The organism is Halorarum sp. SLYT50, from assembly GCF_059821265.1.
In genome coordinates this window covers 369,377-384,627 of sequence record NZ_JCAMRW010000002.1, presented here as the reverse complement: position 1 = coordinate 384,627, position 15,251 = coordinate 369,377, and the positions used below count along the sequence as shown (strand labels likewise).

General features: G+C 60.6%; 12 protein-coding genes and 2 pseudogenes. 8 read left to right on the top strand and 6 right to left on the bottom strand.

Annotation, left to right across the window (positions count from 1 at the left end; all coding sequences use genetic code 11):
- The first annotated feature begins 43 nt into the window (after positions 1–43).
- Complete coding sequence (locus tag AC6RUA_RS17350) at positions 44–1,276, top strand: digeranylgeranylglycerophospholipid reductase (RefSeq protein WP_499815596.1); 1,233 nt, start codon at positions 44–46, stop codon at positions 1,274–1,276.
- A 510-nt stretch (positions 1,277–1,786) separates the two neighbouring features.
- Here AC6RUA_RS17350 and AC6RUA_RS17345 read toward each other — a convergent pair.
- A pseudogene (locus AC6RUA_RS17345) lies at positions 1,787–2,043 on the bottom strand (transposase); the annotation flags it as partial.
- A gap of 1,153 nt (positions 2,044–3,196) precedes the next feature.
- Here AC6RUA_RS17345 and AC6RUA_RS17340 point away from each other — a divergent pair.
- From AC6RUA_RS17340 to AC6RUA_RS17330, 3 genes are all read left to right on the top strand, one after another.
- The gene (locus AC6RUA_RS17340) at positions 3,197–3,889 is read left to right on the top strand and encodes a helix-turn-helix domain-containing protein (protein WP_499815595.1); all 693 of its coding nucleotides are present in this window, start codon (positions 3,197–3,199) and stop codon (positions 3,887–3,889) included.
- 288 nt (positions 3,890–4,177) lie between these two features.
- Positions 4,178–4,594 (top strand): DUF7344 domain-containing protein, encoded by a 417-nt coding sequence (locus AC6RUA_RS17335; RefSeq protein ID WP_499815594.1) that lies wholly within the window; start codon positions 4,178–4,180, stop codon positions 4,592–4,594.
- Positions 4,591–5,295 (top strand): helix-turn-helix domain-containing protein, encoded by a 705-nt coding sequence (locus AC6RUA_RS17330; RefSeq protein ID WP_499815593.1) that lies wholly within the window; start codon positions 4,591–4,593, stop codon positions 5,293–5,295. The genes AC6RUA_RS17335 and AC6RUA_RS17330 overlap by 4 nt, the downstream gene beginning before the upstream one ends.
- Positions 5,296–6,119: 824 nt before the next feature.
- Here the strand turns inward: AC6RUA_RS17330 and AC6RUA_RS17325 are convergent.
- Both AC6RUA_RS17325 and AC6RUA_RS17320 read right to left on the bottom strand, forming a co-directional pair.
- Positions 6,120–6,368: a DUF7127 family protein gene (locus AC6RUA_RS17325; protein WP_499815592.1), complete on the bottom strand. Its 249-nt coding sequence runs from the start codon at positions 6,366–6,368 to the stop codon at positions 6,120–6,122.
- Positions 6,369–6,459: 91 nt separating this feature from the next.
- A complete protein-coding gene (locus AC6RUA_RS17320; protein ID WP_499815591.1) occupies positions 6,460–6,699 on the bottom strand; it encodes a hypothetical protein in 240 nt (79 codons plus the stop codon).
- A gap of 221 nt (positions 6,700–6,920) precedes the next feature.
- Here AC6RUA_RS17320 and AC6RUA_RS17315 point away from each other — a divergent pair, with 221 nt between their 5' ends.
- Complete coding sequence (locus AC6RUA_RS17315) at positions 6,921–8,639, top strand: thiamine pyrophosphate-binding protein (protein ID WP_499815590.1); 1,719 nt, start codon at positions 6,921–6,923, stop codon at positions 8,637–8,639.
- A 205-nt stretch (positions 8,640–8,844) separates the two neighbouring features.
- On the opposite strand, the gene AC6RUA_RS17310 is transcribed toward AC6RUA_RS17315, so the two are convergent.
- Complete coding sequence (locus AC6RUA_RS17310; protein WP_499815589.1) at positions 8,845–9,393, bottom strand: DUF5806 family protein; 549 nt, start codon at positions 9,391–9,393, stop codon at positions 8,845–8,847.
- Between the two features lie 193 nt (positions 9,394–9,586).
- Here AC6RUA_RS17310 and AC6RUA_RS17305 point away from each other — a divergent pair, with 193 nt between their 5' ends.
- The 3 genes and pseudogenes from AC6RUA_RS17305 to AC6RUA_RS17295 form a co-directional block, all read left to right on the top strand.
- Positions 9,587–10,501: a DUF7983 family protein gene (locus AC6RUA_RS17305; protein WP_499815588.1), complete on the top strand. Its 915-nt coding sequence runs from the start codon at positions 9,587–9,589 to the stop codon at positions 10,499–10,501.
- A gap of 325 nt (positions 10,502–10,826) precedes the next feature.
- Entirely contained in the window at positions 10,827–11,735 is a 909-nt protein-coding gene (locus AC6RUA_RS17300) for an FAD-dependent oxidoreductase (protein WP_499815587.1), read from the top strand.
- A gap of 524 nt (positions 11,736–12,259) precedes the next feature.
- Positions 12,260–12,523 (top strand): annotated as a pseudogene (locus AC6RUA_RS17295) (hypothetical protein); the annotation flags it as partial.
- A 421-nt stretch (positions 12,524–12,944) separates the two neighbouring features.
- Here AC6RUA_RS17295 and AC6RUA_RS17290 read toward each other — a convergent pair.
- Positions 12,945–13,889 carry an NAD(P)H-binding protein gene (locus tag AC6RUA_RS17290; protein WP_499815586.1) on the bottom strand — a complete coding sequence of 315 codons (945 nt, stop codon included), beginning with the start codon at positions 13,887–13,889 and terminating at the stop codon, positions 12,945–12,947.
- Positions 13,890–14,383: 494 nt separating this feature from the next.
- Complete coding sequence (gene rpiA, locus AC6RUA_RS17285) at positions 14,384–15,250, bottom strand: ribose-5-phosphate isomerase RpiA (RefSeq protein ID WP_499815585.1); 867 nt, start codon at positions 15,248–15,250, stop codon at positions 14,384–14,386.
- Position 15,251: the final 1 nt, after the last annotated feature.

Genomic DNA, 15,251 nt, shown 5'->3' with positions numbered 1-15,251 from the left:
TTCCAGAAAGGGATACAGCGTTACGGTACTGGGGTAGTACACAATGCCCAATAAGTACGACGTCATTGTTGCTGGTGCAGGGCCGGCTGGAGCACAGTGCGCGAGAGCTCTCGCCCAACGGGATTACGACGTGGTCGTCCTTGAGTCAGAGCCCGAGGACGAGTTCCCGCGGCAGTCCAACAAGTCCACAGCGGGTACGTTCCCGTCGATGATGAGTGCGTTCGGGATTCCCGACGACCTGGTGATGCAGTTCACTAACACGGTCGTACTTGAGTCTCCGAACGAGCACTTCGTGAAACAACAGCCGGGTGCCGTCTTAGCGTTCGCCGACTTTAAGAGATTCCTCGTGCGGGAGGGCCGCGAGCACGGCGCGGAGTACCTGTTCGGGTCACGCGTCCACCAGCCAATCATGGAGGGTGGAGAAGTCGCTGGCGTCCGTTACGCGGGCGATGAGGAAGTGTACGCCGACATCGTCGTCGACGCGACGGGGCCGGCGGCACCGCTCGCGAAGAAACTCGGTGTGAACGACCTGAAGCGCCAGAGTCAGGCGATCGGCCTCGAATGGGAGATGGAGAACGTTCACGTCGACTACGAGGGATATGCCGACCTCTCCGATGCGATGATGCTCCGCCTCGATCACGAACTCGCGCCTGGGGGCTACTCGTGGATCTTCCATACGGGCGCAGATACTGCGAAGGTGGGATTGTGTTACATCCAAAACGAGAGCTACCAGCGTTTCGGGGAGTCAAGCATGAGCATCGACGACTACCTCGACCGCTGGCTCGATACTGATCCTCGGCTCGCAGACGCCGAGAAGCTCAACGGAAAGCAACATCGTGGCTCCGCGCATATCCAGATGCCGTCCCAGCTCAGCACGGACAGCTTCATGGCCATCGGCGATACTGTGCCGACCATCGACCCGCTGTGGGGGGAGGGCATCCACAAGTGCATGGAGTCCGCACGCGTCGCAGCCATCACCGCCGATCACTGCCTCACCACGCGGGGTCGGGACACGTCTGCCGAGCGGATATCGGTGTACGATCAGCTCTGGCGCACCCGTGTCGCGCCGAACATGCGCTCCCGGCTCGCGATGACCCAGTTGCTGTACCTCGCGCCGAATGACCGCTACGACCGTCTGCTCAGCGACCTGAACGACGCCGACCAGGATATGCTCGCGAAGGCGAATGGGGGAAGTTGGCGGGCCCTCTCGAAGCTCTTTCACGCGCGCGACCTACCGCTGCTTGCGCGGTTCACACACGAACGGCTCGCAGGATGATACTGGATGCGCAACATCTCTCGGGGCACACAAACAGAATCTTCTCTCGAACAGGATTTAATACGGGGGGTGGTAGAGGAACGGAGGTAACACCTTCCAACAGTCACCACGAGAAGATGAGCCTCTCAGATACGCTTTGCGGGACCCTCGGAACCGAGATGTCGACCCTGTGGGAGTGCCGACCATGCGGGCATACTCTCTCAGAGGATGCCGACGAATGTCCAAGTTGCGGTGCTGAGGATATCGCTTGCTACCAGTTCTAAACAGTATGGATCGTCTCTCCTATCAGCGACGCCAGCCGTGACGAGGTACCAAAGGCCGGCTGGAAAGTAGATAGGACTACAGCCACAGGAGAGGGAACTCTGACGCGTGATTACGAGCGAATCGGAAGGTGAGAACAGCTCGGTTTCTCTCTATCCGTGATTGATTCAACGCGCCAACTGACACTTGCTCAGTCGTCGTTGCTGAGCCAGCGCTGCTACTTACTGACGGGCGATCTCTCTAAAGGCTCTATCCAGCTCCAGCCTGCTCCTTTAGCAGCGTGAGAGCGGTGTTCGCCGTCACTGCTGGCAAGTACTCGTGCTTGCCAGTCAATTCAACTTGAACGCGTGAGTCGATCGCACGCCACCTCGGGTACAGTAGGCGGGCGAAGGTGAAGTAGGAGAACCGCAGTACGAAACTCTTCGACACCGTCGCAGCCATGAACCACTTGTGCCCTTGTAGCTGCTTTCGATCTTCCAACGGTGGCCATACTCGGTGAACTGTCCACGTTCACAACCCTCCGTGCATCGAGAGTACCAGTCTCAATTACCGTTCTACCCTCCATGACGCGGACTCTTCGATGATAGATGTTCGTCAGAGTCGTTAGCGAATCGCTCCCGACCGAGAGTATCGCCGCTCACGAGGCACGATCGATGCTGGTACGGGGATGAGAACGGCCCACGCGTTGCGCTCGCCGTGGGTACTGAGGATGTTGATATCGCTGCCGATGGTGGCTGTCCTCTTCTTATTCGGCCGTCACCCGTGTGATAGACGAACGTCTCGTCGCCGTCCTCTCTTTTGGTGGAACGAGGGCAGAACTGTCTACCTAACAGGTGAGAGCCCCCTGTGCGGCGGCAGTGATCAGATCGCTTGACTCATCCTCACGCGCCCGCGTGAGAAGCGCCAGCTCGCGCTCGCGTACGATTCCAACAAGGGCGGCGAGCCGATGGATGAGGAGTCCGCGTGCCCTGGGCTCGTGGGATATCGTCTGCCCTGTAGGAGTAGTCCATCGCGGGTACGACGATAGTCGGTCGTCGTGATTGAGAGTAGCATTTGAGACGAGTTGAGGGAGGTGATTGCAGAGCGCGGTGGTTGATTGGACGGCTGATTGGGCGATCCACGTAGTGGCTGATCCCTCGTCTGCGCCCCTGCATGGAACGAGGCCGGTCGTACCTTCTATTGAGTCAATGGGAGCCGAGACTGTGCATTGAGGGCACCAGTCTCAACTTCTGTCGGTGGTGTCGAGAAAGAACTGTGCATCGAAATATCCGGGCTCTGCTGGTGTAGCGTTCAAGACCTACGAGTCCGAGCGCGACCGACTCGTCGGCTCGTAACAGGGTATTGACTGTGAGTCTGAGTAGCAAAGTCTTATCAGCCTTGACAACGAACCTCTTCAGTACGGAACTACGACTGCGCACTATGTGTTCGCTCCCATCAGGGGGGCGTTTGAATCGGGATACCCGGTCGAGACGGCAGTCTCCTCGTTCTCCTCGCGTGGCGGTCACGCGGGACGCATCACACAGCACACGCGTTTCCGCAACCCAACCCGCCACGAATGACAGTATCCAAACACATCACCCGCAGAACGCTCGCCATACCCCGGCTAACGGATAGGCCGTCGACCATCCACTCAGTCACCGCTTGGGGGAGTACGTCCCGATGAGCGTCATGCTTGAATTTACGATTCCCTCGGATTCGTTCCCGTTCGGACGGTCCACGAGCGGGGATCCGGGCGTCCGGGTACAGATCGAACGCCTCGTCCCGTTCAACGAATCCCGCATCCCCTTCCTCTGGGCGACCGGCAAAGACTTCGAGCAGTTCGAACAGCATCTTCGAGACAGCGACGTGGTCGAACACGTCGAGGCCGTCACGCGACTCGGCGATAGCGTCCTCTATTACGTCGAGTGGGATACGGACAAGGAAACCTTCCTGAACGGCCTCAGTGACCAAGACGGGTCGATTTTGGAAGCCCACGGCAACTCTAGCTGGTCGTTCACCGTCCGTTTCAGCGACCACACCAAGCTCACAGGGTTCCACCAGTTCTATCAGACTCACGACTTTCCGGTTCACATAGACCGAGTGTACGCCCCCGACGACATGCCCCGAACGGAGTACGGCTTCGGCCTCACACCCGAACAGCGTGAGACGCTGACTCTGGCCGTCGAGAAGGGTTACTTCTCCGTTCCCCGAGGCACGACGCTCAACGAGATCGCCGACCAGTTGGGAATCACTAAACAGGCCGCTTCCGAGCGCGTCCGGCGCGGGGCCGAAACGGTCCTTCAAAAGGCACTGATCGGCCTCATCGCTGAGGACTTCGAACCGACAGACGAGGAGCAACACCGGGCCAATTAAACCGGCTTTCTATGTCCGACACAGGTGAGGCGCCGAGAATATGTCTACCCGATAGTTGAACCCCACAGGATGATTCTGAGTGGGTATGGGAGCAGAAAATACCAGTTCGAATTCGGTAGTTCCGTGCCTCACCCCCGAGCGGCGGCACACTATCGACTTCTCCCGGGCCAACGTGGGCGGGACAGTATCGCTCGACGCTCTCGTTGATGCGTCGACGCTCGAAGCCACCCCCGATACCGTCGTCGGCGGTGGTCGGGTAGAAGACGGACCAAGAGAGCGTATCCGTCGATGAGCGACGAATCAAACCAACCGGCCGACTGCAGGGAGTTATCCGGACATATGGAGCAGGCTACCGAGCCAATGCTCGACGTCGATCCGGTGCTTGACACGCTACGGAATCGCCGCTGTCGGTACTGCTGTTATCACCTCTCGGCACTCGATAGCGGCGAGACAGCCGTCGAACAGCTAGCGGCCGAGGTAGCGGTGATGGAATCCGAAGTCGACGGAACCGACCTGTCGGTCGGACATTACGACCGAGTCATACTTACTCTCCATCACCGCCACCTCCCGAAGTTAACAGACGCGAACATCGTCGCATACGACTCGGAGACTAGGACAGTAAGCTACCGACCAGATCCAGTCGTAGACGAGTTCATAGACCAGATTCGAGGGGAAGAACTCCCCTCGACTCGGGAGGCCCCATGAGTAGTACCATTAAAGAACCGGAAGTAGAGGAGTCGGCGTCGATCGTGAAAGCCGAGATATCGGCCGACGAGTTCGCGCTCGCGGAGACGTTCTCTGCGATGCCCGAGGTCACCTTCCGATCCGAGCAGGTAGTCGAGACGGGAGGGCAGATCGTGATGCCGCTGCTTTGGGCATACGGGGCCGACAGAGAATCGCTCGAAGAGGCACTCGCGGACGATCCGAGCGTCACCACCGCCTCGCTGATGACGGCGTTCGACGATAAACTCCTCTACCGGATCGAGTGGGACGACACCGTTCATCTCGTATTCGACATCATTACGAACTCCCACGCGACGATCCTCGATCTTCACGGAGACGCCGGAAGGTGGACGCTTCGGCTGCTCTACCCCGATCGAGAGTCGTTCTCAAACACGCATCGCTTCTGCGATGACCATCAGATGAGATTACACATACGATCTATCTGTGAGATGGACGACGAACACGTCGGACAGTTCGGACTCACGTCCAAGCAGTACGAAGCACTCACGACTGCATACGAACGGGGTTACTATCGGATCCCCTGTGAGACTGACCTTGAGGAGTTAGCGGCGGAGTTAGATATCTCCCATCAAGCACTGTCCGAACGCCTTCGCCGGGCGACGATGATACTCATCGGAGAAGGATTGCTGGCCGGTTCTCCCCCATCGGATACCTCAACGTAGCCACGGGTTACAATCTGAATCTACGTACGCGAAACGGCAGGCATCACAGCAGCGCGATTACGAGGTCAGATACGGCAGACGAACCGAGCAACTGAAGGACCAGATCCGGGCGATGTGCGAAGACGGCTTCGACGGGGCCTGTCGTTCGCGACGGGTACGAGACGCCAATCTCGAAGGAACTCAGAAAGCCGCGGCGTTCGATCGCCGAAGCAGGGCGGGCAGCGATGACGATTCGACGAGAACGCCGGTCTTACCAACTCAACTCCTCTATCCGTCGGCCGGCATTGGTTGACGAGAGGCACCGAGCAGCGTCGCGAGCGCCTCTTCCTCAGACCCCTCTCTTCTGTCGACAGATCAGGGAACATGTCAGCCGCTCCCGTCCTCTCGCCGGCGTAAAAGCGGGCCACCACACCGGAGTCGAAGGGGTCACGTGCTCACTCCCTCACGCCCGGAGGCATCACTCCCGTCCGGTCTGGAGGGTGTCAAGCCTGCGTGTCGGGCTGTGACTGTAACGGGGTCAAGCAGCGTGAAGGTGCTCCATGCTTCTGTAGGTGGTCCGTTACTAGATAGTAGGACCCATCGTGTGTTCGGTCTGCCATCGCCGGGGCGATAACGGGCGAGCATGATTCGACTATCGGCCCTTACGGAGAGAACTCAATCTGACTTGTTCCCCTTCGGTGTCGAAAAGACCCGAGTCCGGACGGTTGACGCAAAATACAGGTTATCGCCGCGAAGGGCAGGTACGACAGCCCGCCGACGGCTTCACGCCCGTCGTTCGGGGGTGGATGGTCGCTCCGACTCGCTCGACTGGTGACCGAGCGGCGTTACTTTCTTCGCTTCAGAATAAGCATTCCGTCGTTCGTCGTCACCTCGTTGACCTCGTCGGGTAATTCGAATTCGAACTGATCATCGCCTGTAACGACGATCGCCGTATCGCCAACGATATCGACCGAGAGGTCGCCCGCGGCGGGACCGAAACCCACGGTGAGGATGATCTCCTGCTCGTTCTCCTGTTCGTGGACATTAATCTCCCTCTCGTCAGTCGCCGTCCGTAACTTCCGTGGGATTTCCATGGTTCTTACTTAGCACGCTCAACAGAAGTACTGTCTGCAAGCACAGGCCGAGACGGAGTCGACGGGAGACTCGCGGCAGCGCCCGGCCGCCTTACTCATGCGGACGCGGCGGAATCCGGAGTTCCTCACCGACCTCGTAGAGATATCCCTTCAGGCGGAGCCGTTCGAGTTGCCAGTGAGCCTCGTCCCGTTCGAACCCGCTGTCGGTAAGACGCGAGACTACGATCTCACGCGTCAAGACGCCCCCGTCACCTCTCGCGTCGACGTACCCCTCGATACGATGGAGGACGGTTTGATTGGTCGGATTCAGCGGCGTCCGCGAGTGCGGCATTGTTCGTGTTATGAACGCCGCACAGTAGGTTATTGGGGTGCGTCAGACGAACTCGACCGGAACGGAACCCGGATTCCGCGTTCGGTCGTGTCTGCACGGTCGTGCCAGAGACGATATCTCCGAAGTGACGACACGATGCCTTGGTCGCTCTCTATCGGGCGAGACGGCACCCGTCACGGGCCGACACACGACTTAATGAGCTGGCGTATGGATACTATTCGATGACAGACGAAGCCGCTGAAGGCGACGGTAAATACACCGGTGCCGACCTATTCGTCGACGCGCTCGAGTCGTACGGCGTCGACTACGTGTTCGGCAACCCGGGCACGACGGAACTTCCGGTGTTGGAGGCGATCGGCCGGAGCGGCCTCGAGTACGTGCTAGGCCTCCACGAGGACATTGCAGTCGGGATGGCCGCGGGCTACGCCCAGACGCGACGGTACCACGCGCACCACGACGAATCGGTCACGCCCGTCGGCGTCGTGAATCTCCACATCACGCCCGGACTCGCGCACGGACTGGGGAACCTCTACGCGGCCGACCGGGCGGGCGTACCGCTCGTCGTCACTGCAGGCAGTCACAGCACCGACTTCCGACACGAAGAACCAGCTCTAGCGGGTGATCTCACCGAGATGGCCGACCAGTTCTGTAAGTGGTCCGATGAGGTGCTCGACGTCGACGCACTGCCGGCGATGCTTCGGCGGGCGATCCGGGTCGCGCTGACGCCGCCGACCGGTCCGGTCTTCCTCAGTCTCCCGCTTGATGTGACGATGGCACAGACCGACACCAACCCCGAGCGACTGGGCGAGATTCCGAACGCGGGTAGCGGTGACCCGGCGCAAATCGAACGTGCTGCCGATTTACTCGTCGATCCTAACGATGAAGATGTTGCGATGGTCGTCGGCGACGGCGTCGCCCGCGCAGGTGCGGACGCCGTCGCAGCGGCGGTCGAACTCGCGGAGTCGACTGGCGCTCGCGTTCACGGCGAGATCCACACAGGCGAGATTAACTTCGCAACCAACCACGACCAGTGGGTTTCGTATCTCCCGCCGGACGAGGAGTTCGCGTCGGCGATGCTTGATGCCGATACGATCCTCTTCGTCGGGACGTCGACGAATACGACGTTGACGCGCCACGAGGAACCGCTGGTGGATCCCGATACGACCTGCATCCACGTCGGTGACGACGGCTGGGAAGTCGGCAAGAACCATTCTGCCGACGCAGCTGTCGTCGGCGACCCTGGGCTGGTACTGGAGGGACTCACCGAGCGCGTTCGACAACAGATTTCCGAGGAGACGGTGGCGGCCCGCCACGGGACGGTACGCGAGGTGAAGGGGAAAGTCGACGAGATGTTGGCGGACGTTGGTGAGGGTAATGCGAAAGACGACCCTCGCGCGTCGAAGGCGGAACTCATTGAGGCAATGAAACGGACCGCGGCAGACGCCGCCGTCATCAACGAAAGCGTCACGGCGAAGTTCCCGATCATGACCCGCTGGGACTTCGCCCCCGAGCAGTTCATCACCAACAAGGGCGGCGGCCTCGGCTATGGTCTCCCGGCGGCGATCGGCGCCGCCCTCGCAGAGAGTCGCCGAGAGGAGCCGCGCGACGTACTTGGCTTCGTCGGTGACGGCTCGTATCTCTACTACCCAAACGCGATCTACAGCGCGGTTCGGTACGGCCTTGATCTCACCGTCGTCATCCCCAATAACCGCAACTACCGGATCCTGAAGGACAACACGCTCGAGCTGCTCGGCGGCGACGAGGAGGACTACGAGTTCGTCGGCATGGATTTCGATCCGCCCGTCGATATTGTACGGAACGCCGAGAGCCACGGCGCACGCGCCGAACGTGTGGAAGATCCGGACGAGATCGAACGAGTGCTCGGAGACGCACTCTCCCACAACGGAGTCGACATCCTAGACATGGCGGTTCACGATTGAACCTCGGTGCGCGTTCGCTCGTCGATGGCGCTCAACCCGTCACGTCGAAGGACTACACAGTTAGGACCGACGAGACGGCGTAGAAGCCCGACGGACTCGGGTCCGCGACTGACGGACGAGTGCCTCGCTTGAGCCGCGCAGACTACTGACACGGGCGGCTGGCGTCTGGATACTATGAGGGCTACGAGCGGCCGCCTGGTGGCGGTTACGAGGAGTCGTCGCCGAGGTCTTCGTGACAGTGGGGGCAGCGGTCGTAGCGCACCTCCGTGCTCGCTTCGTGTACGGATTCGAGCGCAGTCCTCACGCGCGCTTCGGCGGCACCCTCTCGGTCGTGTGGGAGTTTAGCGCCCTCGGCTTCGAGGAGGAACTTCGCCACCTCCGTCGCCTCGTACGTGATATCGTCCATCTCGTCCGCTGTGAAGAATCCGCTGTAGGCCCCGTACAGGAACGTCGCTCCCGCCTCGCGGACCTTCTCCTCGAACGACCGCCGCGCCTGATAGACGGACTGTCTCGTGTAGGGATCGTCCATGAAGGGCACGAGTTCGGGCAGGTTTTCGCCGATCGTCTTCATCTCGACGCCCGTCTTCGTCCGGAAGTCCGCACACAGTCTGGCGAGGGCCCACTCACGGGGCGTGAACGCGACGTACTCGCGGAGGAACTCGCTCACGCGGTCGTAGTCGGCGCCCTCCAGTTTCTCAAATCGGCGGTACTCGGTACTCTCGTTCTGCGGGGATGTCTGTGGCTCTTCGGGCATGGTGTTTTCGTGCGGTTGCCCGCATCGAAAGGCGGGTCCCGATAGGCATAACGCCTTCCCCTCACCGGGACTCGGGCACGGAGTCAAGGAGGAGCTGCCGTCCATGTGCCTCGAGTCGCAGACCACCGCGTGACGGTGATCGCCGGCTATTGCGCGGACGACGCTTTTACGCCTACACGACGAATTATCTCGCATGAAGGACCTGTGGCGGGACCTGCGGGAGGCGTGTGAGCATATCGATCCGGACTCGGAGCTGATAACCCCCGTCTCGGAGCGGCGCTTCAGAATCGAGGCCACGTTCGACGACCGGATAGTCGTCCGGTTCCGGGACGGCGACGAGGATCGTTCACTTCACCGCGAACAGTTTCAGGTACTCGCAGACCGCCTCGTGAACGGTCCGATCTCGCTTGGGAGTCTGCCGCCGGGCGTCGAACCGTATGCGACGGTGTTGAGCGTCTCCGGCGAGTACGCCTCTGAGGATGGAAGCTTGTTCGAATCGAACGACGCGGCCCGTGGGGAGAGCCCGCACCTCGTCCCCCCGGAGGAGACGCGGACTCCCCCGGAGCGCGTTCACGACGACGCGCTGTTGCTCGCGGACCTGATTGACCGTCTCGACGCGGACGATCCAGCGTCGATCGATACGGAGGCACTGACCGATCTATACGTCCTCCTGTCTGACGTCCAGCGCGGCGCGGATCGGGTACGTGGGACCGTTGGGGAGTCACTCTTGGAACGTATCGGCGCCGATCAGCAGTTGCACGGTCGGTTCGGGACGGTCCGGCGGACGACGCGCGAACGGCGGCGGGCGAAAGATGACGAGGCGGTGCTCGACGCACTCGACGAATACGGGATCCCGCACGAGTGGGTACTCGGCGTCGACCCCGATAAACTCGATGTCGTACTCGCAGTTACAGACCTCTCCGAGGAGGAGGTCTACGACGTGAATGAACAGGTGTACGTCCAGAAGACGGGCATTGAGGAGGGGGAGAAGTTCTCCCGACTGCAGGGATTAGCAGCTCGGCTCGGCGAGATCGACGGCGGAGGAGACCTCCGAGACGATCTCTCCGAATTCGAGCGCCGCCTCGACGAGATGCTCTCAGCGGGCTGACCGCGCCAGTGACCGGAGCACGTCGGGTCCGCGTGTAACGTCACTTCGATTGGGGGCGAACTTCGCCGTTCATGCACAGAGTCCACAGCCGTCGTAGACGAACTGCGGTTGCGACGACGATGCTGCCGTCCAAATCCGGGAAAGCCCGATAGCACACGTCATCCTTGACCGAGGAACTTCACCAAGTCCACGTTCTAGATAGCGGCTCGTCGGCTCTGGGAACGTCGCCTTGTTCCTCGGTCAGTTCGCGGGATCGCCCCTGGTCGCGCACGACGCGTCATGCTTTAGGATTCCTCCGACAGTCGCCTCCCATTACGATCCACGAGTGGCTGAGTCTATCGGTCGAGCACCGTGGCCAACTTCGGCAATGAGACTCTTGACGCTGGTCGCCGTACGCACCGCCATGATCGAGTACGATCTGCTTGTACTCGGCGGTGGTACGGGGAACGTCGTCGCCTCGGCGGCCGCCGACGAGGGGCTCGACGTAGGCATCGTCGAACGGGATGCGCTCGGTGGGACCTGTCTCAACCGCGGGTGCAACCCCTCGAAGAAGCTCATTCACCGGGCGAACGTTATCGAGACGGTTCGTGAGGCGGAGTCGTACGGGATCGACACGTCACTGAACGACGTCGACTTCACGGGCATCGTAGGCGAGGTAGCCGCCGAAATCGACGAGGAAGCCGAGGAGAAAGCAGCCCAGGCGAACGAGCACGACAACATAAACTTCCACCGAGCGGAGGGCCGATTCGTCGACGAGCGGACCGTCGAAGTTTCGACCGACGACGGCGAGACCAAATTGACCGCCGCCGACGTCGTCCTGGCGGGTGGGTCGCGGCCGCTGATTCCCGACTCTATCGACGGGACCGAGGACGTGCCGTTTCTCACCAGCACCGAAGCGCTTCGCCTCGACGAGTGCCCCGACCGTCTCGTCATCGTCGGCGGCGGATACATCGCCGTCGAACTCGGTCACTTCTTCGGCGCGATGGGGTCGGACGTCGTCATCGTCGGCCACGGGGACGTGCTCGCGGCCCGCGAGGACCGCGATGTTGCCGAGCGGTTGACCGACGCCTACGCGGAGCGATACGAACTCCACCTTGGCTACGAGGCCACTGCGCTCAAGTCCGAGGGCGGCGAGAAAACCGTCGCCGAGACGATTCACGTCCACCCGGCGCTCTCGGAAGTCATTCAAGGGGCCTTCCGGGACGTTCGAGACGTCGCTCCGTCGGGCATCTGAACACTCCCGATGTTCGGTGGACCCTCTCCGGGTTATCCTCTGTCACCGCCGTAGCCAATAGGGCTCGGTGTTCTCCGCGCTCTTAGATACGCTACGCGATCCGTAGTCCACATCGTTTCGGGGGGCGAGACCGAACGGGAGAGCGCACTCAACATCGTCAGAAGTCTCTCGGAGGACGAGAGCGTCTCGTTCAAGGCCTGTAGCAACATCCTAGAGGTGAAGGAGCTACGGGGATCCGTTTCGTTGAGGGCGTCGGGACGGCGCCCGAGGGCGCGGTGGGGGTCACGGACTGGGGAACGACGGTTACCCGCGTATACGGCCGTAATATGTGACGAGTGCCCGCCAGCGACCGACCTCGGAAGCAACCGCTCCAGCCGCGGTCTCGCTTTGAGCATCACCCGGGCGGCGGTATGCACCAGTACGACGCACTGTCCAAGTTAGTCACCGATGGCCCGCCGCGGCTCCGCTGTATCCGAACGGTAGCTAGAAGCGCGTTTATTCCGTTGTTGACCGTGTCCTCGCACATGGACACGTCCGACATCCAAGAGACCGAGGAGGGCGACGAATACGTTCATGTGCGCTTCCTCGACCTAGACGAGTTTGACGATGTTCGCACGCCGGACTGGGCACAGGAGCCCGCGGAGTCGGGTTCCGACGGCTCCGAGGTCCGGACCGGTCACGAAGGAGACGGCGACGACTGGGAGATTCAGAGTGTCCTAGTTAAGAAGACCGTCGGCACTGAGAAGGCGAAGGAGCAAGCGGTGGAAATCACGGCGAAGGTCGAATCCTGCGCCGTCGCGGACCGGTTCGAACAACTGTTCGAACTTCGCGGCGAATCCGCTTCGGTCACCAGTCGATTGAGCGAGCATCGGTTCGTTTCCGGCCACGTGTGCCATCACATCCCACGGATTCTTCCGCTCGAGAGTAATCGAGGTAAAACCCGATAGAGGCGTTGGAGGCCCCTCGCTTGGGACGGTACCGCGGACGCTTCAAGGACTGCTAGTCACTCCCTTTCGAAGGCAAGGCCAATTACAACGGTATATTTGTAATCGTAGCCAAGAATAGTATAAACGAACCGAGCGGGAGGGAGAGATAGATGTGATTTGCAGTCCGAATACAATTGTCCAGAGTAAGTATGATTACGCACTACTACAATCTACTGTAGGAAGTGGAAGTTTCTACCTTATATTTAAAGTGGATATTTGTCTACTATTCCGGTGGTGTACCCGCCGACTGTGCTCTGTTCCGTCCTCGGTGTGGTTCCCCCCGTCGCAGGTATTCCGGGAGGGAGAGGAGGTCCCCCTCATCGAGTCCGAAGGCATCGATATCGTTGTGGTCGGTGACGTTCGACATCTCCAAGGCTCGTGCTTGGTCGACACCGAGCGGAATCACGGAGATTGGATCGACTATTCGAAGCCCAATCTTCGCGAGTTCCATCGGTACCGAGAAGATCTTGACTGGCTTTCCTTCCGCCTGGTAGAGCATCCGTGTCACCTCGCCGAACGACAGCACGTCCGGGCCTCCGAAGTCGTATACCTCGCCGACGTGTTTGTCGTCCTCGATCGCATCGGCGGTGATCGTCGCCATATCACCAACCCAGAGCGGCTGGAACGTCGGATCGTCGCCACCCTCTGGGAGGACCGTCACGTACGGGGTAGTGTACTTCTTGATGAATCCGATAGTCTCGCTTCCCTCTCCGAAGATGAATGACGGACGGAGGACGACCCAGTCAAGATCCGAATACTCGACAACCAAATCGCCGAGTCCTTGAGTTCGCCAGTACGCGATCGGGCTGTCCATCTCCGCCCCGAGCGAACTCATCTCCACGTACCGATTGAGGTCGTGTTCACTCGCTGCATGAGCGGCGTTTACTGCTCCCCCGATACAGACTGTATCGTGGAACGTGCCGGGTTGCGGCTGATGGAGTGGTGGGAGGGCCGTCAGATTGACTGCGACGTCCTTCCCCTCGAATTCCCCCTCGATCGAATCGTAGTCCGTGACATCACCAGTTACCGTCTCGACTTCGTCCGGCAACACGTCTGGGTCCGGTGACCGAGAGAGTGCCGTGACCGTGTGGCCCCGGTCGACGAGTTCCGCACAGAGGTACCGGCCGACGAACCCGTCTCCACCGCTCACGAGTATGTCCATACTCATACACGCGGTACGAAGGGTCACCGTGTAAACCTTGAGGGCGCTTCCCTAGCGAGAGCCGAGACGGGGGTGTGGGCCTCTCCTCCCTCGAAAATCACATTTTGACCTCGTTGAAACCCTCCACCGTCGGGAGCCGACAGGGTCACGCCACTCGGCACTCACGATCAAAGTGGGGAGCTCACCTACCAGACGAAATCGCACGGCGTGGGGGGGTTTCGACAGATCCGATATTTTCACGAACTCGGCGGAGGGGGTGGTAGTCTCGTTCGACTGGTTCACTCACGAAACGGGAAAGACGAAGGGAGTCACCTCTTTCTGGATTTCGGTTCTCCTCAGTAGACCCGTCTTCGAGGACCGCGCTCGACGGGAGGAGCTCCCTTATAAAATACCACGGTAGGGTTCTGTCCGTCATCGAAGTTCTCCTGCGTAGCTAACTCGTCACAGTTCACTGCAACAGTGCGAAGTTGTTCCCCACCTAAGATGAGTGGTCGGTCGCGTTAGAACTGCTGGTGTTCAACGCTGTCCTCGGTTCCAATATAGAGATCATCGACAATCTCGACGAACAACCCGTGTTCTTGCACACCGGGAATCGACGCGATCCTATCGGCGCGCTCGACCGGGTCGAGAATCGGGCCGAATTCGCAGTCCAGGACGAGATTCCCGTTCGCCGTAAACAGCGGGCCGTCCTTCGCCTCCGCGTACCGCAACTCCGGCTCACCGCCCTGCTCACACACCCAGTTTGCGGCGAGGGTTCGGGAGTCCGGAAGTATCGAGACGGGCACCGGGTGGTCGAGCGGGTCCGCCTCTTTGGTAGCGTCGGTCGCGACGACGAGTCGATCCGCCGCAGTGTCGATCACTTTCTCGCGGGCGTGTGATGCGCCTCCCCCTTTCACCACGTGCGGGCGTTCGGCAGAGTACTGGTCGGCACCGTCGATCGCTACGTCGAGTCCGGTCACTTCGTCCAAGTTGACGAGTGAGATTCCCGCTTCCTTTGCGAGTTCGTGTGACTGCAGCGATGTTGCCACGCCGCGGATATCGAGGCCGTTGTCGACCCGTTGTCCGAGTTCCGCTATCGCCCACGCAGTCGTACTCCCCGTTCCGAGCCCGATGTCCATCCCGTCCTCAACCACCTCAGCCGCGCGTTCGCCGGCACGTCGTCGTCGCTCGTCCAGCACGTCGTCCGCGCTACTCTTGATCCGCCGCGGCGAGGGAATGACTCGTATCTGCTCACGGACTTCATCGGGCTCCGCCGACCGACCGTGGTCGTGGAGGTGATCGCGGGCTACTCCGATGAGCGTCTCTTCGTCTTCGGTCCAGTCAGTGAACGCACATCCGTCTTCTGGGCACTCGAATTCTCTTGCCATG